The following is an 18,792-nucleotide window of genomic DNA, read 5'->3' as shown; positions in this document are numbered from 1 at the left end:
TCGGCACGTAGCGCAGCCTGGTAGCGCACCGTCATGGGGTGTCGGGGGTCGGAGGTTCAAATCCTCTCGTGCCGACCAAAAATCCCAGAAAAACCAACCTTCATGGTTGGTTTTTTTATGCCCGCGATTCCACGTTCCTTATTATTACCCCGGCCTTTAGCACAGGTTTTACTACTTACCCATGCACAAATTGGGGTAAAATTTACCCTCTCATCAGCGCGATGAAACTAGACGAGTGATGCGCTGAAAACAATAATGATACTAATAAAAACTCAGGAGAATAGTATGCCTGAAGCAACGCCTTTTCGGGTGCTGATTGTCGACGACCACCCACTAATGCGGCGAGGAATTAGTCAATTATTGCAACTGGATCCCGCATTTAACGTAGTCGCGGAAGCAGGTGACGGTGCCAGCGCTATCGATCTGGCTAACCGTCTGGACCTGGATGTGATCCTGCTGGATCTCAATATGAAAGGCATGAGCGGACTGGACACCCTGAACGCGCTGCGCCGGGATGGCGTCACCGCGCAAATTATTATTCTTACCGTCTCGGATGCAGCCAGCGATGTGTACGCCTTAATTGATGCCGGCGCGGATGGTTATTTACTCAAAGACAGCGATCCTGAAGTCTTGCTGGAGGCCATTCGCAGCGGCGCCAAAGGCGGTAAAGCTTTTAGCACACGCGTCAGCGAATATCTGCGCGAACGCGATCTGTTCGGCGCACAAGAAGATCCCTTCAGCATTCTCACCGAACGTGAACTGGATGTATTGCATGAACTGGCTCAGGGGCTGTCGAACAAACAGATTGCGTCAGTGCTGAATATTTCCGAACAGACCGTGAAAGTGCATATTCGCAACCTGCTGCGCAAACTCAATGTGCGCTCTCGCGTTGCTGCCACTATCCTGTTTTTACAAACGCGTGGAATGCAGTAATCCATGAAGAGGCCGGATAGCCCCGATATGCGAAGCGCTATCGGGGCTATTCTGGATACTTATTTCTCCTGCGGCGTTAGCTGCTCCATCGCCTGCTTAATGCTCCGTTCTATTACCGCCCGACGGGTATCGTTGGCAGGTAATAGTTTCAGCATCATCTCCCACGCCGCAACCGCCTCGCCAAAGCGCTGCTGTTCAAAGGCGTTGAAAGCGTACATGCTGAGAACCCGCACATTGGCATGTTCGCCACGCACCAGTTGGCGTAACAGCTCCCCTCCCCGACGGTTATCATCAGGATCGGAAGAACGGGTCAGCGCTTCCGCATAGCCCAGCGCCGCATCGCTGTTTTTAGGATCCAGTCGATAGGCATTGGCATAGGCTTCAGTGGCCGTACTGGCGTTACCGAGAACCATGCCAATGCGTCCAAGCATGATCCAGCCTTCAACATTTGCGGGATCGGCTTGTAAACGTGTGCGCAGCCCCAGCGCCAGACGCGCCATATCTTCTTCATTGAGCGGTTCCGCTTTCGGATCCAACGCCCGCTCCAGCAGCGCCGGAGCCTGAGCAGTGGCCTGCTGCCAGACCTGAACCGGCTTATAGCTGCCGGTTTGGTAATAGCTTACTGCGCCAACCACCAGCGCCACCACGATACCAGGTACAAACAACCCGAATCCACCGCGCTTGCCATTCGGAATAACATCGTCAGGAAACTCTTCCTGTTTCACCCGAACGCGTCGGCGAGTACGGGCGAAAATAATCCAGCCCCCCAGACCAATCGCTACCACCGGCATCACCCACAGCAGCACGGTGAGCGGCGTTAACGGCGGATCGTACGTGACGAAGTTGCCGTAGCGCGCCACCATGTAATCGACAATTTCTTTCTGGCTTTTTCCTTCCTGCATCAGTTCGTACACTTTCTGACGCAGGTCGGTGGCAATCATCGAGTTAGAATCGGCAATGCTGTTGTTCTGGCATTTAGGACAACGCAGTTGTTCAGTAAGCTGACGGAACTGCTGCTCCTGCGCTTCGTCCTTAAACTGCATCACGTCAATAGTCGCAAGCGCGGATCCCGAGATAACCAGCATTAGCAGGCCCAGTAAAAATCTCATTGCGCAGCCTCCTTACTGTACTTGTCCCATAACGGTTTGATCTCGCTCTCCCACACCCGGGCGTTCAGATCGCCGGCATGGCGATAGCGAATAATGCCTTTGCCGTCGATCAGGAACGTCTCCGGAGCACCGTACACGCCAAGATCCAGACCGAGCATACCGTCGCCGTCAAACAGACTTAATGAGTAAGGATTACCCAGCTCTTTCAGCCAGACAATGGCTTTCTGACGATCATCTTTATAGTTCAGACCCACTACCCGCACGCCTTGCGCAGACAGCTGATTCAGATACTGATGCTCGGCGCGACAGGTCGGGCACCAGGTCGCCCAGACGTTCAGCAATACCGGTTTGCCCTGCGTCAGCACATCGGCCTGATAGTACTGACCCGGATTTTCCAGTGACTCCAGGCGGAATGTCGGAACAGGTTTGCCGATCAGCGCCGATTCCAGATTAGTGGGATCGTCCCCCTGAGCGTTACGCGCGAGCTGCCACAACAGCGCCGCCGCAATGATGAGAAAAATAATAAACGGAATTAACAGTGCGTTGCGCTTCATACAGCCTCCGACGCATTTTTTTGCACCGCGGCGCGAGGACGCGTCCGCTGGCGATAGCGTGGATCAAACAGGCAGAACAACCCGCCCAGCGCCATTAGCAATCCTCCGGCCCAAATCCAGCGAATAAACGGTTTGTAGTACAGGCGTACAGCCCATGCGCCATTATCCAGTTCTTCACCCAGCGCAGCGTACAGATCGCGCGTGAATCCACCGTCAATTGCCGCTTCGGTCATCATCGAACTGGTGCTGTTATAGAAGCGTTTTTCCGCATGCAGCGTGGCTTCCGGCTTACCGTCTCGGGTAACGCCAATAATGGCAACGCCGCCCCGGTAGTTTGGCCCGGTAATATCTTTCACTTCGCGGAAAGTGAACTGATAGTTATGGATACTAACGCTATCACCCGCTTTCATGCGCACATCGCGTTCAACGCTGTAGTTCTGGCTAAAGGCAATACCAACAATGGTAATTGCCAGCCCGACGTGACCCGATACCATGCCCCAATAGCTTGGCGTTAGCTTTGTCCCACGGGAAATACGCAGGAACGCTTCGGACATCGCCAGTACGAATATCCAGCACGCCATCGCCAGCCCCACCACTGTCATGGCGGCAATGCGATCCTCTAGCAGCCACGGCAGCAGCAGTGACAGAACAAGGGTGGTGACAAACGCGATAAGCAATAACGTTTTCAGTTTACGCGGTCGGTCACGGCCCCAGCGCACTAATGGCCCAATCCCCAACAACAGTGCGAACGGCGCCATCAGCCAGGTGAACATGGTGTTGAAAAACGGCTCGCCAATCGAAATGCTGCCCAGTCCCAGCTGTTTGTGCACCAGCGGCAGCAGCGTGCCCAGTAGCACCACCAGCATGGCGGCAATCAGCAGGACGTTATTCCCCAGCAGCAGCGATTCACGCGACCACAGCGCGTTGTTTACCCGTGAGCGAACCTTGTGACCGCGCACCGCAAACAGCAGCAGGGAGCCGCCAATTACCAGCACCATAAAGGCCAGAATAAACATCCCGCGCGACGGATCGGAGGCGAAAGCATGCACCGACACCAGTACGCCGGAGCGCACCAGGAAAGTACCTAACAGACAAAGTGAGAATGCGCAGATTGACAGCAACAGCGTCCAGGCTTTAAAGCTGGCGCGCTGTTCGGTTACCGACAACGAGTGCATCAGCGCCGTTCCCACCAGCCATGGCATAAACGAGGCGTTTTCAACCGGATCCCAGAACCACCAGCCGCCCCAGCCCAGCTCGTAATAGGCCCAGGCCGAACCGAGCACAATGCCCAGCGTCAGAAACACCCACGCCGCCAGCGTCCACGGACGCGAAAAACGGGCGAATGTGCTGTCCAGTCGACCGCTCATCAGCGCAGCAATCGCAAACGCAAAGGCAACCGAGAAGCCGACATACCCCATGTACAGCAGCGGCGGATGGAAAATCAGCCCCGGATCCTGCAACAGCGGGTTCAGGTCACGTCCTTCAATCGGGAAGTTCGGCAACGTGCGGGCAAACGGGTTGGAGGTAAACAGAATAAATAGCAGGAAACCGACGCTGACCATTCCCATGACCGCCAGCACGCGGGCGACGATATCCAGCGGCATGCGCTGGCTGAACGCCGCAACGGCGAACGTCCAGCCGCTCATCAGCAACACCCACAGCAGCAACGAGCCTTCATGCGCCCCCCACGTCGCCGCCACCCGATACCAGACCGGAAGCTGGGTGTTGGAGTTGCTGGCGACGTAGGTCACGGTAAAGTCATTAACCACGAAGGCGTTGACCAGAATCAGGAACGCCCCCATCACACAGATAAACAGTACCCAGGCAAAGGGACGCGCGGAGGCCATCATCCGCACGTCGCCGCGCGCTACGCCCCATAGCGGATAGACCGACAGCAGTAATGCAACGCCAAGCGCAAGGCACAACAGCGCATTGCCAATTTCAGGCATCATGACGTTTTATCCTTATAAACACTTTCCGGGCGACGGTGGTTTTCCTGCATCGCTTTTTCGACTTCCGGCGGGGTGTAATTTTCATCATGTTTAGCAAGCACTTCTTTGGCCTGCACATGATTTCCCCCGTCCAGTTCGCCCTGAACGACGACGCCCTGCCCTTCGCGGAACAGATCCGGCAGAATGCCTTCATAGGTGACATCCACCACACCTTCGGCGTCATAGATGCTGAAATTCACCTTCAGCGACTGCGGATCGCGCTTTACGCTGCCAGGCATAACCATACCGCCCACGCGCAGGCGCTGGCCGACTTCAGGCATTTGCTGCGTTTCGCGCTTACCGTAGAGTATCTCTCCCGGCGTATAGAACAGATCGATATTGGAACGCAGCGCGTAGAGCACCAGCGAAATGGTCAAAGCCAGACCTGCCAGGACCGCGCAGGCTATCCATAACCGATTTTTACGTCGAATATTCACGCCGCCTCCCGTTGCACTTGCGCCGCGCGCATGCGCGCTTCTCTCGCCCGCTGCTGCGCGACACCGCGTAAGATTGCACGATGCTGTAACGCAGAATGCAGCACCAGCGCCACCAGCGGGACAATGCTCATCGCCACAGCCAGCCAGACATACAAGGCGTAACCGCCCATCGCGAAAAAATCACTCCATGATGCAAATGCAGGGGTCATTGGCGGCCTCTTTTTAAGATCAGTTCGCTCACCCACGGGCGGCGTTTTTCCATCATCAAAATCAGGTTACGCATGCGCATCAGCGCCAGCGTGACAAACAGTAACAGGTAGCCGACGATCGCCAGACGCAGCGGCGCGCGCATTGCCGGATCGATACTCTGCTGCATACGAGTCGACCCCTGATGCAGCGTATTCCACCACTCGACCGAGTAGTGAATAATCGGCAAGTTGACCACGCCAATCAGCACCAGAATGCCGGCAGCGCGACCAGCCAGACGGCGGTCGTCAAAGGCATGCCACAGCGCAATGGCGCCAACGTAGAGAAACAGCAGCACCAGTTCAGAGGTGAGTCGGGCATCCCAGACCCACCAGGTGCCCCACATCGGTTTGCCCCATGCAGAGCCCGTCACCAGCGCAATAAAGGTAAACACGGCACCAATGGGCGCCATCGCGGCCAGCGCCAGATTGGCCATTTTCATCTGCCAGACCAGGCCAATAAACGCGGCAACGGCCATCGATGCATAAATACCCATCGACCAGATTGCTGCCGGAACGTGCAGATAAATAATGCGATAGCTCTGCCCCTGCTGATAATCCGCAGGCGCGAAGCCAAAGCCCCAGATCAATCCGGTTATCAGTACCACCGCGCTGGCAATCGCCAGCCACGGGATAAACCAGCCGCAGATCTGATAGAGCCGAGGAGGCATCGCCAATTGATGAAGTGTTTTCCACATAGTTCAGTCACCAGACTCCGTAAATTAATATCCATTGTGCCGGAGCACCTTGCCCGGCCTGCATATCTCAACTGCGCTACTGCACGCTGATCCGTAACGCCGCAGCTGTGGCAAACGGGCTTAGCGTGGCGCTGCCGACCAGCAACGCGCCCAGAATCGCCATGTACCCTTCAACCGGTAAGTGCATGGAAGCCGCATCCATCGCCGCGGTCGCAAAAATCAGTAAGGGTATGGTGAGCGGAAGTACCAGCACGCTTAACAGCACGCCGCCGCGCTTTAAGCCCACCGTCAACCCCACGCCCGGCGCGCCGAGGAAGCCCAGCGTCGGCGTCCCGAGTAACAAGGTCAGCGCCATAATTTTCCAGCCGTACATATCCATGCCCAGCAGCAACGCCACCAGCGGCGAGAGGATCAGCAGCGGCAGGCCGGTCACGACCCAGTGCGCCATCACTTTCGCCAGCACCACTGCCGGCAGCGGCAGCGGCAGCAGCATCAGTTGCTCAAGGCTGCCGTCCTGCAGATCATCACGAAACAGGCGCTCCAGCGCCAGCAACGACGCCAGCAGCGCCGCAACCCAGATGATGCCCGGCGCAATACGCGCCAGCAGTTGCGGCTCCGGCCCAATGCTCAGCGGGAACAGCGTAATAACAATCAGGAAGAACCATAAAGGATTGGCGATTTCCGCACTATGACGAAACGCAACTCGTAGTTCTAAACGGAAGATTCGCCACATCATTGCGTTGCCCTCTCGCTGGTCAGCGCAATACGTCGCACTTTATCGGTCTCTACATTGAGCGGTTGGTGGGTGGTGAGAATAACAATACCGCCCTGCTCCGTATGCTGCGCCATACGCTGAGTCAGTCGCTCAACGCCGTTCACATCAATGGCGGTAAAGGGTTCGTCGAGGATCCACAGCCGGGCGCGAGTCAGCCACAAACGGGCCAGCGCCACGCGCCTCTGTTGTCCGGCGGAGAGTTGATTCACCGGGATATCTTCATATCCGGCAAGCCCCGCCTGCGCCAGCGCAGCCAGACACTGTGCGACGTCGCCGTCATGGTGAAAGAAACGCAGGTTTTCCAACGCCGAAAGCCGGGTTTTTATCCCCGGCTGATGTCCGATCCACAGCAGTTGTTGATGGTAGCTGTCCCGCACGTGATGCAGCGGTTGCTCTTGCCAGCAAACCTCCCCTGCGTCGGGACGCGCCAGCCCGGTAAGTAACCGCAGCAAAGTGGTTTTCCCTGCGCCGTTGCTGCCGGTAATTTGTACCCATTCCCCTGCGTTGACGCGAAATGACAAATCGCTGAACAGTATTCTGTCATCCCGCTCGCAAAGTAATTCTCTGGCTTCAAGCATACCTGGTTATCTACATCCTGTTAAAATCCCGGTTTGACTTCGCGCATATCAGGCAGTTTGTGCGCTATCCCTTTATGACAGTCAATACAGGTTTGCCCGTCTTTCACGGCCTGGTCGTGCATTTTGGCCGCAACGCCTTTCTGGGCGGTTAAATCCATAAACTCGAAGTTGTGACAGTTTCGACACTCTTGCGAATTGTTATCTTTCATACGCCGCCACTCATTTTGCGCCATCGTTAAACGATGGTCTTCAAATTTCTGCGGTGTATCTATCAGCCCCAGTGCTTTCGCGTACAGCTCTTTACTGGCCTTGATCTTACGAATCATTTTCGGCCCCCACTCATGTGGGACGTGGCAATCAGGGCAAGTCGCTCGCACACCACTACGGTTGTTGTAGTGTACGGTTTCCATGTATTCCTGGTACACCGTATTGCGCATTTCGTGACAGCTAATGCAGAACTCTTCTGTATTGGCCTTTTCCATACCGGTATTAAAGCCGCCCCAGAAAATAATGCCGCCCACAAAGCCGATTAACAACAGCGTGCCGAGCGCCAGACGGCTGGGGCGACGCCACCATTGCCAGACGCGCTTAATCCAGCCTGGTTTACGGTTAGAATTTTCCATAATGACCTCTTATTTCCCGTAACCTTTCGAGGGGGTGAAGGTATTTTCAACAATTGGCGCGGCGTCAGCCTGCGGAACGTGACATTGCAGGCAGAAATAACGACGCGGCGCGACTTCAGCCAATACCTTACCGTCGCTGTCCATAAAGTGCGTCGGACTGATGCGCGGCGCACCGGTGGTGCGATAGCTTTCCACACCGTGACATTGCAGGCAGCGGTTAGTGTTAGTCGTCACCTGATACCCTTCAACGCTGTGCGGAACCATCGGCGGCTGATTCACATAGTTCAGCGGCATACGCACTTGCTCTTTCGGCATGCGAATCGCCCCTTCTTGTGTCCCTGAGACTTCCGGTGACTGACTCAGATCCACTCCGTTTGCAGCCCAAACGGCCCCACTGACTACCAGGGCCAGCGCAGCCGTCCATTGACTCAGCGCTTTAATCAGGTCATGGCTTTTCATGATTTCGCTCCCGAACTCCATCGTGTTGTTATTGTAAAAACATCCTCAGAACAGACATCCACACAGCGACCGCAGGCCATGCAATCGCGGCTGGTTACCTGCACCGGACTTTGCTCATCCAGCACCGGCGCACGTAGCACATGCGGTTCCGGGCAAACATGAAAACAATCCATACAGCGGTTACATCTGTTACGTTCTTTTGCCGAAACGGTTAATGCACCTTTACTCCCCACCACGCTATACAGCGCACCCAGTGGGCAAAGATGCCCGCACCAGCCATGCTCAACGACCAGTAGATCAAATAAAAACAGCGCGAGGATCAGCAGCGCTCCGCTGCCAAATCCCATGACCAGGCTCCGTCCGAGCAGAGAGACTGGGTTTATCCACTCCCACAGCAGCGTACCGGTCACGGCGGAACCGACCAGGATAACCACCAGCAGGACGTACCGTATATGGCGCGGCAGGGTTGCAGACTGATTCAGGTCAAACCTTCTGCGCAACCAACTGGCTAAATCGGTGACAGGGTTCATGGGACAAACCCAACTGCAAAACAGTCGCTTACCCGCCAGGGCATACAGCACCGTGATGATGACAGCCCCCGTTAACGCAACCGTCGCCGGCAGGTGCCCGCTGGCCAGGCTTTGCAGGGTAATCAACGGATCGGTGAACGGGATGGAGTCCAGCAACAGGCTGCTACTGTAATTGCCATGCAGGATCCAGACGCCAAGCCACGGGCCGCTAAGGAACATCGCCAGTATCAGAAACTGGCTCAGACGACGCAGCACCAGCCAGCGATGACTCTTCCACCATCCTTTTTTTGCCTGCGCTTCACGCCCGGCGTCACGTTTACGATTTGCCATTGTTCCCCTCCAGCCAACCGAAGCGGTAATGGTGTCCTAACTCCCCTTTCGCCAGCGACAGGGGCAGCACTTTTATTGCTGGCTGCTCCAGGACGCAGACTTTTTCGCATTTCCCGCAGCCGGTGCAGGCATCGCTGTGTACGGTCGGAATAAACCGCGCATGCTTGCCGGTACGCATGTTGCGGTCCAGCTCCAGGGTGATAGCCTCATCGATTTTCGGGCATTCGCGATAGCAAACGTCGCAGCGTAATCCCTGATAGTTGAGGCAGTTTTCGTGATCCAGCAGTACCGCCAGCCCCATGCGTGAATCGTCAATAGATTCAATGTCCCTGTCCAACGCGCCGCTGGGGCAAACTTTGGCGCACGGAATGTCTTCACACATTTCGCAGGGAATATCACGCGCGACAAAATACGGCGTACCGGCAGCCAGCCCTGAGGCCAGCGTCGCCAGCTTCAGCGTGTCATACGGGCAGGCCTGAACGCACTGACCACAGCGCACGCAGGCACTAGCGAATGCCTCCTCGCTCAGTGCGCCTGGCGGGCGTAGCCGCACGCCGGTTGCACGTGCGGTTTGCTGTTGCAACCCCAGCGCCACGCCAACGACGGCCAGTCCGCCCGCTGCGCGAACCATATCGCGCAGAAAGCGGCGGCGGCCATTTTGGGGTTTTGCTGACCGGGACATAACGCGTTACACCTTCGCCAGTTTCACAGCGCACTTCTTGAAATCCGTCTCTTTGGAGAGCGGATCCGTCGCATCCAGCGTCAGGTTGTTCACCAGCTGTGCGGCGTCGAAGAACGGCATGTAGACCAGCCCCTGCGGTGGACGGTTACGCCCGCGCGTTTCAACTATCGAGATAACTTCACCACGACGGGAAACCACTTTGACTTTGTCGCCACGGCGCAGATCGCGTGCTTTTGCATCCAGCGGATGGATAAACAGCACAGCTTCCGGGAAAGCACGGTGCAGCTCAGGTACGCGACGCGTCATGCTGCCGGTATGCCAGTGCTCCAGCACACGTCCGGTAGACAGCCACAGGTCGTACTCTTTATCCGGCGCTTCTGCGGCAGGTTCAAATGGCAGCGCGAAGATGACCGCTTTGCCGTCCGGCTTACCGTAGAACTTGTAGCTTTCGCCCGCTTTCACGTAAGGGTCGTTGCCTTCGCTGTAGCGCCACTGGGTCTCTTTGCCCTCAACGACCGGCCAGCGTAAACCGCGCGCTTTGTGGTAATCGTCAAATGGCGCAAGGTCATGCCCGTGACCGCGACCAAACCAGGCGTACTCTTCGAACAGTCCTTTTTGCAGATAGAAGCCCAGCTCGCGGGATTCATCGTTCAGCTGATCTTCAGCCAGTTCAGCCACCGGGAATTTCGTCACTGCAGGCGTGGCAAACAGGACGTCATACAGCGTTTTGCCGCGCAGTTCCGGTTTCTGTGCCAACAGCGCTTCCGGCCACACTTCTTCTGTTTTGAAGCGACGAGAGAACTGCACCAGTTGCCACAGATCCGATTTCGATTCACCCGGCGCTTTAATCTGCTGACGCCAGAACTGTGTACGACGTTCCGCGTTACCGTAAGCACCTTCTTTCTCTACCCACATCGCGGTCGGCAGGATCAGGTCGGCCGACAGAGCGCTGACCGTCGGGTACGGATCGGAGACGATGATGAAGTTGCGCGGATCGCGCCAGCCCGGCATACGCTCTTCGTTGATGTTCGGACCGGCCTGCATGTTGTTGGTACACATCGCCCAGTAGACATTGAGCTTGCCATCTTTCAGCGCACGGTCTTGTGCCACGGCATGCAGACCGATTTTTGCCGGAATGGTCCCCGCCGGAATATTCCAGTGCTTCTCGCAGATATCGCGGTGTTTTTCGTTCGTAACCACCATGTCCGCAGGCAGACGGTGGGAGAACGTACCGACTTCACGCGCGGTACCGCAGGCGGAAGGCTGACCGGTCAAAGAGAACGGACCGCAGCCTGGCTGGGAGATTTTACCGGTCAACAGGTGCAGGTTATAGACCAGGTTGTTGGCCCACACGCCGCGGGTATGCTGGTTGAAGCCCATCGTCCAGTAGGAGATGACTTTTTTCTTCGGATCGGCATACAGCTGCGCCAGCTGTTCCAGCTGATCTTTCGGTACGCCGGTCATTTCGGCGGTTTTATCCAGCGTGTACTCGGCAACAAAGGCTTTGTAATCCTCAAAGCTCATCGGCTCAGAGGCATCGGATCCCGGGTTTTTCGCCGCTTTTTCCAGCGGATGGGTTGGACGCAGGCCGTAGCCAATGTCCGTCACGCCTTTACGCAGATTAACGTGCTTGCTAAAGAAATCCTGGTTGATCGCGTTGTTTTGAATGATGTAGTTAGCGATGTAGTTGAGGATCACCAGATCGGTTTGCGGCGTGAAGACCATGCCGTTATCCGCCAGCTCAAAGCTGCGGTGCTGGAAGGTGGAGAGCACCGCGACATTAACATTGGGATCGGACAGACGACGGTTGGTGATGCGCGACCACAGGATCGGGTGCATCTCCGCCATATTCGCGCCCCACAGGACGAAAGCATCTGCATGCTCGATATCGTCATAGCAGCCCATAGGTTCATCCATACCGAAGGTACGCATAAAGCCGACTACCGCTGACGCCATGCAGTGACGCGCGTTCGGGTCGATGTTATTCGAACGGAAACCCGCCTTAAACAATTTGGCAGCGGCATAACCTTCCCAAATCGTCCACTGACCCGAGCCGAACATACCGATAGACTCCGGGCCTTTCTCTTTCAGGGACGTTTTGAATTTCTCTTCCATCACGTCAAAGGCCTGGTCCCAGCTAATCGGGGTGAACTCGCCTTCTTTGTGATACTTACCGTCCTTCATGCGCAGCATCGGCTGCGTTAAACGGTCTTTTCCGTACATGATTTTCGGCAGGAAGTAACCTTTGATGCAGTTAAGCCCACGGTTAACCGGCGCATCCGGATCGCCCTGGCATGCCACAACACGCCCTTGCTGCGTCCCGACCAATACGCCACAGCCCGTCCCGCAAAAACGGCACGGGGCTTTGTCCCATTTGATGGCTTCTTGCTGACCGACTACCGCACGGGCTACGCCCGGCACGCTTAACCCGGCAGCCGCCGCAGCGGCCGCAACGGCGTTAGCTTTCATAAAGCTACGACGACTGAGTTTCATGGTGTTTCCTCACCTTGCTCATCCTGCTGGTGATAAACCAGCGACACCGCCAGCACGCCCGCAACGTTGCGCACTGACTCAATAGTTTTCATTAACGTTTCGCTGTGCTCAGCTTCCACCACCACGATCAGTTGACCGCTTTCCACATCGCTGAGTGCAACTTCGCAACCTGGGAACGAACGCAACTGCGTGGCGATATCATTGATATGCTGACTTTTGGCCTGAACGACCAGGCTGCAGACCTGCCAGTTATTGTCCATGGTTGTACTCCGCGTTAATGGCTGATACCGGGCAGATAGCGACACATGCGCCACATCCGTTACAGTCCTGATTGTCGAGCTGCGGCTGATAAATGCCGGACAGCGTGGGACGAAAGGTTATAGCCATGGGTTCACAGCTATCCTGACAGCGATGACATTCAACGGACTGATGTGCGAGACAGTTTTCCCCAATCGTAAAATTCAGATCCCATGCCCTGGTGTGGCGCGGAAGAAAAAGGGATTCAGAACAGGCCTCTGCGCAGGCATAGCAAAAGCTACACTCGCCGTGTTTGAAATTTACGCTTGGGTAACCGCCCTGGCCTCGCTGCAGGATGTCGGTTTCACACGCCTGGATGCAGGCGTCACAACGAAGGCAATGGGCCAGAAAGTGAGAGTCTTCCTTGCTCCAGGGCGGACGGATCCCTGAGTTGGCATTTCGCCAACTGCCTGTCAACATGCCTCGACGGGATAAATCAACCATGACATTGTCCTTCCATAATGACGCCCTTCCCTGGCGGGTTGAACGACATAAAAAACTGCACTATTTATGAGTAGTTATTTTTAGTCGTAAGATATTTCAGGATGTGTTAGAGGTGCATACCCCAATCGGGGTAAATGCTGTTGCCGGATCAAAGGAGTGTTGAGTTGGCGGGAAAAAATGCGCTTTTGCTCACATTTCAATGAGTTATATAACACTGTATATAGCGAACCACTCAAAAAGAGAATGATTTTATAATTAAGATTATTCTTAGAATATATCGCTAGCATGAAAGCAGACTTCTACCAAATACACTTAAAATATAAGTAAATCCAGATTAATCGATTATGTAAATATGTTAACCTGCCCCAGACTCGTTCATAAGACAGAAGAAAGGAAACACTGTGAACAATAAGATGAAAACAATTGTCCCTGCCGTACTTTTCGCCGCCTTTGCCAGCGCCTCTGCATGGGCTGCCAGTAACGATGCCGGCGCTCAGCCGCTGGAAAAAGTCGCCCCTTATCCTAAGGCGGAAAAGGGTATGAAGCGCCAGGTTATCCAGCTTACTCCTGAGAAAGATGAATCTACTCTGAAAGTAGAACTGCTTATCGGACAAACGCTGGAAGTTGACTGCAACCAACACCGCCTGGGCGGAGAACTGGACAGCAAAACGCTGGAAGGTTGGGGATATGACTACTATGTCTTCGACAAAGTGACGTCTCCGGTTTCAACCATGATGGCCTGCCCGGACGGTAAGAAAGAGAAGAAATTTATTACCGCGTATCTGGGTGATGACGGCATGCTGCGCTACAACAGCAAGTTACCGATTGTGGTCTATACGCCGGAGAACGTGGAAGTGAAATACCGTATCTGGAAAGCGGAAGAGAAGATTCAGGACGCAGTCGCGCGATAAGTAAGAATGTGCCGGAGGGCGGCGTACCGCCTTATCCGGCATTTTATTTACAGTGCGATATCCGCTACAGCTTTCTGCTCAGGCTGCGGTTGCGCCTGAGGTTTCAGCTGAGGTTTCGGCGCTTCATCAGCAGCCTGCGGCTTGTCATATTTCAGCCCCAGAACGTCACTGGTGTATTGCAGCTCTTGTTCCGTAGCCTCAACGTTACCGTTCAGCTTGGTACCATAAGACGGAATAATGGTTTTCAGTTTCGCCTGCCACTCAGGGCTGGCCACTTTATCTTTAAACACTTTTTCCATCAGATGCAGCATAATCGGCGCCGCGGTTGATGCACCCGGAGAAGCGCCCAGCAGCGCGGCAATGGTGCCCTCTTTATCGCTGACGACTTCGGTACCCAGACGCAGCACACCGCCCTTCTCCGCATCACTTTTAATGATCTGCACACGCTGGCCCGCCTGCCATAAACGCCAGTCTTCTTTTTTCGCCTGCGGATAGTACTCTTGCAGCGCGGCAAAACGGTCGTCATCGCTGAGCATCACCTGGCTTACCAGATATTTCACCAGATCGAAGTTATCCAGACCCACGTTGACCATCGGCATAAAGTTCGAGGTGGTGGTCGAGCTGAGCAGATCCCACAATGAACCGTTTTTCAGGAACTTGGTGGAGAATGTCGCGAATGGCCCAAACAGTACGACGCGTTTGCCATCAAGGATACGGGTATCGATGTGCGGCACGGACATCGGCGGCGCGCCAACGGAGGCCTGGCCGTACACTTTCGCCAGGTGGCGATTCACCACGTCCGGATTATCCGCAACCAGGAACTGCCCGCCAACCGGGAATCCGGCATAACCTTTCGCTTCCGGAATGTCGGTTTCCTGCAACAGCTTCAGCGCAGCGCCACCGGCACCGATAAAGACAAACTTCGCCTTGATATCGTGTTCCGCTTCGTTATTTTTCAGATCGGCGACCGTGACGGTCCAGCTATTGTCGGCATTGCGTTTAAAGCCACGCACTTCGGTACTCAGCTGCAGCGCAAAGTTGGGCTTTTTCTGCAACGAGGCAATCAGCTGGCGCGTGATTTCGCCGTAGTTTACGTCAGTACCAATCTCGGTACGCGTTGCCGCGACTTTCTGCTTCGGATCGCGGCCTTCCATGACCAGCGGCGCCCACTCTTTAATCTGCGCGTGATCTTCGGAATAACGCATGCCACGGAATAACGTGCTCTGCTGCAGTGCGGTGTAACGGGCACGCAGGAAGTTCACGTTCTCGTCACCCCAGACAAAACTCATGTGCGGAACGGTGGTGATAAATGAGCGTGGTTCATGCATTACGCCATTATTGACCTGATAGGCCCAAAACTGGCGGGAGATCTGGAAGGCTTCGTTGATTTCGACTGCCTTTTCAATGCTGATGCTACCGTCGGCCTTTTTAGGCGTGTAGTTCAGCTCCATCAGTGCGGAGTGGCCTGTTCCGGCGTTATTCCAGCCGTTTGAGCTTTCCTGCGCTACACCATCCAGTCGCTCAACCATGGTCATTGACCATTGCGGTTCCAGCTCCTGTAAATAGGTTCCCAGCGTGGCGCTCATGATGCCGCCGCCAATCAACAGTACATCCGTTTCCTGCTCTTCCGCCGCTTTCGCTTTTGCCGCCATCGAGACAACATTCAGCCCAACGGCCATGGTGAAGAGCATGGCAGTCACTTTTTTCATAATGTTAATGCCTTACTTTTAGTATCGCTTTTTTGCTTTTAATGCAGGTGAAAATCGAGCGGTATCAACGGTAACACTTAAGTAAAAATATTTAAATATTGTTTATAAATTATATTTAATTTTTAAAAATGTTATTAATACGTTGATAGTTTATACGGTTATTGACAATCATTTCTGGAAACCGGTCCGTCAGACAGGTACTATGCTGCGCTTTGCTATTCACCGCACGGATGCCTGTCGGTCTGCTTTACCGGGCCATTTTTGACCTAAGAGTAACGATGTCTGCAACTCAACCCTCCTCTGTCGCAGTAGCGGAGCACGCGACGCGCGCAGTGCTGCGCCAACCCCGTTTACTGGTTCGCGAAACGCTGGCCGGTGTGGTAACCGCCCTGGCGCTGATCCCGGAAGTGATCTCTTTTTCCGTTATCGCCGGCGTCGATCCTAAAGTCAGCCTGATAGCCTCAGTCGTACTGTGCCTGGCAATGTCATTTTTAGGTGGCCGTCCGGCAATGGTTACCGCAGCGGCAGGATCGGTCGCGCTGGTGATTGGCCCGATGGTGCATCAACACGGCGTCCAGTACATCCTGCCTGCGGTGGTGCTGGCCGGGATTATTCAGATCCTGTTTGGCGTATTGGGGATGGCGCGTCTGATGCGATTCATTCCTACAGCCGTCATGACCGGTTTTGTGAACGCGCTGGGTATTTTGATTTTCTTTGCCCAGGTCCCGCATTTCTGGGGTAAAAGCCCGCTAATCTGGGGGCTGTTTGTCCTGACCCTGTTGATTGTGCTGTGGGTTCCGCGTTTTATTAAAACGATCCCCGCGCCGCTTATCGCCATCGTGCTGCTGACGGTGTTCACTGTCACCAGCGGACAACTATTACCGACCGTCGGTGACGAAGGTTCAATGCGCGGCGGCCTGCCGGGATTCACGCAGTTATTGGTACCGCTCAACCTGCAAACGCTGGCGATTATCTGGCCCTGCGCGCTGAGCATCGCTTTTGTCGGATTAATGGAGTCGCTGTTAACCGCCCGTCTGGTGGATGACCTGACGGCTACGCCGTCGAATAAGAATCGCGAGAGCGCCGGGTTGGGGATAGCCAATATTCTGGCCGGTTTTTATGGCGGCATCGCCGGGTGTGCGATGATTGGTCAAACCATCGTTAACGTCGAGATGGGCAAAGGACGCAGCCGCATCTCGACGGTCGCCGCCGGGCTGGTGCTGTTGTTGCTGGTCACTGGGTTAAGCGAAGTAATGGCGAAAATCCCCATGTCGGTGCTGGCGGGAATTATGGTGATTGTAGCGGTGAAAACCTTCAGTTGGCACAGCATCCAGCCCGCTACGTTGCGGCAACTCCCCGTTACTGAAACGCTGGTGATGCTAATGACCGTCGCGGCAACGGTGTCAACCGGCAACCTGGCGCTTGGCGTGGTTGCCGGGGTGATGACGATGCTCATTCTGCCGCGTATCGTCAGAGGCAAACGTGCGGCTACATCAGAAACAGCGTTGCCAGACCGAGAAAAATAAAGAAACCACCGGTATCGGTGATTGCCGTAATCATGACGCTCGAGCCGACCGCCGGGTCGCGCCCGAGCTTCACCATCGTCATCGGAATAATAACGCCCATCAACGCCGCCATCAGCAAATTGAGCATCATCGCCAGGGTCATCACGCCGCCGAGCGCCATGTCATCGTACAGCCACCAGGTAATGCCGCCCATAATTCCGCCCCACACGAGGCCATTAATCAACGCCACGCCCATTTCGCGCAGGATCAAAAACGTCAGGTTTCCCGGCTGAATATTTTGTAGCGCCAGCGCGCGAACAATCATGGTGATGGTTTGATTCCCGGTGTTGCCGCCGATCCCCGCCACAATCGGCATCAGCGAGGCCAGCGCGACCAGTTGCGAAATTGTATGTTCAAAGCCGTCGATCACTCGCGAAGCGATAAAGGCGGTACAAAGGTTAACGGCCAACCACGCCCAGCGGGTTTTTACCGCTTTCGTGACGGGGGCAAACACATCCTCTCCGGCGCTTAAGCCGCCCATTCGACGCAGATCGGTATCGGTTTCTTCATAGACCACATCGACGATCTCATCGATGGTTAAACGGCCCATCAGTTTACCTGAAGAGTCAACGACCGCGGCACTGACCAGGTCGTCACGTTCAAAGGTTCGCGCGGCGTGTTCGGCGATATCTTCCGGAGAAAAGGTGAGCGGATCATCTTCCATCACCTCGCTGACTTTTCGCTGCACGTCATTGAGCAGAATACAGGTGAGCGTCAGTTCCCCGACCAGCACTTTATTGCGGTCGGTCACGAAGAGTTTATCGGTGTTCTCCGGCATTTTTCCCAGCCGCCGCAGGTAGCGTTGCACCACTTCCAGCGTCACGTCCGGACGCACGGTGATAACTTCGAACTCCATAATCGCACCGACGCGATTCTTCTCGTAGTGCAGCACCTGGCGGACGCGCGCCCGCTCCTCGGCCGGTAACGTCGCCAACAGTCGACCCGTGAGGTTACGAGGGAGATGCTGAACCAGATAAATCTGTTCGTCGATATCAAGGTATTGCAACGCATCCAGCAGCTCACGATCGCTCATCTCATCGATCAGGTCGTCCCAGACGTTTTCAGACGCCTCAAGCAGGACGTTACCGCGCTTTTCACTTTCGACCAGCCGCCACAGGGCGTGACGCTCTTCAGAAGGTAATGCTTCGAGGGTATCCGCCAGATCGGGCGGCGGCAGGTGGGCAACCAGCGCCCCTACCTCAGCAATATCGTCGGCTAACGTGCCGACATCATATTGCTCAGCCAGGGTAAGCTTGCCCAATAGCGTTGAAACAACGGCTTTATCAGTGGTCAGCAGCCAGATAAGACGCGCACGCTCTTCATCACGCAGTCTGGCGCTGTTTTTGTTTGTTACAGGCATTAATCATAAATCCATGATATGAAATATCATTAATCATGATGCCGTTTTATGTAAATAACAATAAACAGT

General features: G+C 55.1%; 20 protein-coding genes and 1 tRNA gene. 4 read left to right on the top strand and 17 right to left on the bottom strand.

The genetic code is table 11. The features are described 5' to 3' along the window. The first annotated feature begins 1 nt into the window (after window position 1). Window positions 2–78: transfer RNA gene (locus HV037_RS08865), tRNA-Pro, on the top strand. Window positions 79–285: 207 nt separating this feature from the next. Beyond that, window positions 286–933 carry a nitrate/nitrite response regulator protein NarP gene (gene narP, locus HV037_RS08860; RefSeq protein ID WP_016153764.1) on the top strand — a complete coding sequence of 216 codons (648 nt, stop codon included), beginning with the start codon at window positions 286–288 and terminating at the stop codon, window positions 931–933. Window positions 934–992: 59 nt separating this feature from the next. Here the strand turns inward: narP and HV037_RS08855 are convergent, their stop codons facing one another. The 15 genes from HV037_RS08855 to napF all read right to left on the bottom strand — a co-directional run bounded on the left by HV037_RS08855 (window position 993) and on the right by napF (window position 13,178). Next, window positions 993–2,042 (bottom strand): cytochrome c-type biogenesis protein CcmH, encoded by a 1,050-nt coding sequence (locus tag HV037_RS08855; protein ID WP_103284028.1) that lies wholly within the window; start codon window positions 2,040–2,042, stop codon window positions 993–995. Further along, window positions 2,039–2,596, bottom strand: coding sequence for a thiol:disulfide interchange protein DsbE (dsbE, locus tag HV037_RS08850; RefSeq protein ID WP_103284029.1), 558 nt, complete (start codon window positions 2,594–2,596; stop codon window positions 2,039–2,041). Before dsbE ends, HV037_RS08855 begins: the two co-directional genes overlap by 4 nt. Beyond that, window positions 2,593–4,548 (bottom strand): heme lyase CcmF/NrfE family subunit, encoded by a 1,956-nt coding sequence (locus HV037_RS08845; protein ID WP_016153766.1) that lies wholly within the window; start codon window positions 4,546–4,548, stop codon window positions 2,593–2,595. The genes dsbE and HV037_RS08845 overlap by 4 nt, the downstream gene beginning before the upstream one ends. Beyond that, window positions 4,545–5,024 carry a cytochrome c maturation protein CcmE gene (gene ccmE / locus HV037_RS08840; RefSeq protein WP_016153767.1) on the bottom strand — a complete coding sequence of 160 codons (480 nt, stop codon included), beginning with the start codon at window positions 5,022–5,024 and terminating at the stop codon, window positions 4,545–4,547. Before ccmE ends, HV037_RS08845 begins: the two co-directional genes overlap by 4 nt. Further along, window positions 5,021–5,233 carry a heme exporter protein CcmD gene (gene ccmD, locus HV037_RS08835; protein WP_016153768.1) on the bottom strand — a complete coding sequence of 71 codons (213 nt, stop codon included), beginning with the start codon at window positions 5,231–5,233 and terminating at the stop codon, window positions 5,021–5,023. Before ccmD ends, ccmE begins: the two co-directional genes overlap by 4 nt. Next, window positions 5,230–5,967, bottom strand: a complete 738-nt coding sequence (locus tag HV037_RS08830; RefSeq protein WP_016153769.1) for a heme ABC transporter permease — start codon at window positions 5,965–5,967, stop codon at window positions 5,230–5,232. Before HV037_RS08830 ends, ccmD begins: the two co-directional genes overlap by 4 nt. 76 nt (window positions 5,968–6,043) lie before the next feature. Next, window positions 6,044–6,703 (bottom strand): heme exporter protein CcmB, encoded by a 660-nt coding sequence (gene ccmB / locus HV037_RS08825; protein ID WP_003027542.1) that lies wholly within the window; start codon window positions 6,701–6,703, stop codon window positions 6,044–6,046. Beyond that, complete coding sequence (ccmA, locus tag HV037_RS08820) at window positions 6,700–7,320, bottom strand: cytochrome c biogenesis heme-transporting ATPase CcmA (protein WP_016153771.1); 621 nt, start codon at window positions 7,318–7,320, stop codon at window positions 6,700–6,702. The genes ccmB and ccmA overlap by 4 nt, the downstream gene beginning before the upstream one ends. A gap of 20 nt (window positions 7,321–7,340) precedes the next feature. Next, complete coding sequence (gene napC / locus HV037_RS08815) at window positions 7,341–7,943, bottom strand: cytochrome c-type protein NapC (RefSeq protein ID WP_003027548.1); 603 nt, start codon at window positions 7,941–7,943, stop codon at window positions 7,341–7,343. 9 nt (window positions 7,944–7,952) lie between these two features. Beyond that, on the bottom strand, window positions 7,953–8,402 hold the full coding sequence (gene napB / locus HV037_RS08810; protein ID WP_016153772.1) for a nitrate reductase cytochrome c-type subunit: 450 nt from the start codon (window positions 8,400–8,402) through the stop codon (window positions 7,953–7,955). Continuing rightward, a complete protein-coding gene (gene napH, locus HV037_RS08805; RefSeq protein WP_016153773.1) occupies window positions 8,399–9,262 on the bottom strand; it encodes a quinol dehydrogenase ferredoxin subunit NapH in 864 nt (287 codons plus the stop codon). Before napH ends, napB begins: the two co-directional genes overlap by 4 nt. Continuing rightward, complete coding sequence (napG, locus tag HV037_RS08800; RefSeq protein WP_016153774.1) at window positions 9,249–9,944, bottom strand: ferredoxin-type protein NapG; 696 nt, start codon at window positions 9,942–9,944, stop codon at window positions 9,249–9,251. Before napG ends, napH begins: the two co-directional genes overlap by 14 nt. Before the next feature lie 6 nt (window positions 9,945–9,950). Next, the gene (gene napA / locus HV037_RS08795) at window positions 9,951–12,437 is read right to left on the bottom strand and encodes a nitrate reductase catalytic subunit NapA (protein ID WP_016153775.1); all 2,487 of its coding nucleotides are present in this window, start codon (window positions 12,435–12,437) and stop codon (window positions 9,951–9,953) included. Further along, on the bottom strand, window positions 12,434–12,697 hold the full coding sequence (napD, locus tag HV037_RS08790; protein ID WP_016153776.1) for a chaperone NapD: 264 nt from the start codon (window positions 12,695–12,697) through the stop codon (window positions 12,434–12,436). Before napD ends, napA begins: the two co-directional genes overlap by 4 nt. Next, window positions 12,687–13,178: a ferredoxin-type protein NapF gene (gene napF / locus HV037_RS08785; RefSeq protein WP_016157008.1), complete on the bottom strand. Its 492-nt coding sequence runs from the start codon at window positions 13,176–13,178 to the stop codon at window positions 12,687–12,689. Before napF ends, napD begins: the two co-directional genes overlap by 11 nt. 413 nt (window positions 13,179–13,591) lie before the next feature. Here napF and eco point away from each other — a divergent pair, with 413 nt between their 5' ends. Next, entirely contained in the window at window positions 13,592–14,089 is a 498-nt protein-coding gene (gene eco / locus HV037_RS08780; RefSeq protein ID WP_029139607.1) for a serine protease inhibitor ecotin, read from the top strand. Between the two features lie 47 nt (window positions 14,090–14,136). Here the strand turns inward: eco and mqo are convergent, their stop codons facing one another. Next, window positions 14,137–15,798: a malate dehydrogenase (quinone) gene (mqo, locus tag HV037_RS08775; RefSeq protein ID WP_016153779.1), complete on the bottom strand. Its 1,662-nt coding sequence runs from the start codon at window positions 15,796–15,798 to the stop codon at window positions 14,137–14,139. A 278-nt stretch (window positions 15,799–16,076) separates the two neighbouring features. Here mqo and HV037_RS08770 point away from each other — a divergent pair, with 278 nt between their 5' ends. Next, window positions 16,077–17,324 carry a SulP family inorganic anion transporter gene (locus tag HV037_RS08770; RefSeq protein WP_016157010.1) on the top strand — a complete coding sequence of 416 codons (1,248 nt, stop codon included), beginning with the start codon at window positions 16,077–16,079 and terminating at the stop codon, window positions 17,322–17,324. Here the strand turns inward: HV037_RS08770 and mgtE are convergent. Further along, window positions 17,287–18,723 carry a magnesium transporter gene (gene mgtE / locus HV037_RS08765; protein ID WP_016153782.1) on the bottom strand — a complete coding sequence of 479 codons (1,437 nt, stop codon included), beginning with the start codon at window positions 18,721–18,723 and terminating at the stop codon, window positions 17,287–17,289. The two genes, HV037_RS08770 and mgtE, sit on opposite strands and share 38 nt — an antisense overlap. Window positions 18,724–18,792: the final 69 nt, after the last annotated feature.

This window comes from Citrobacter sp. RHBSTW-00017 (genome assembly GCF_013797615.1).
Taxonomy (GTDB): Bacteria; Pseudomonadota; Gammaproteobacteria; order Enterobacterales; family Enterobacteriaceae; genus Citrobacter; species Citrobacter braakii.
Note: the sequence above shows the minus strand (reverse complement) of the source record. Positions and strands in the feature narration are given on the sequence as shown.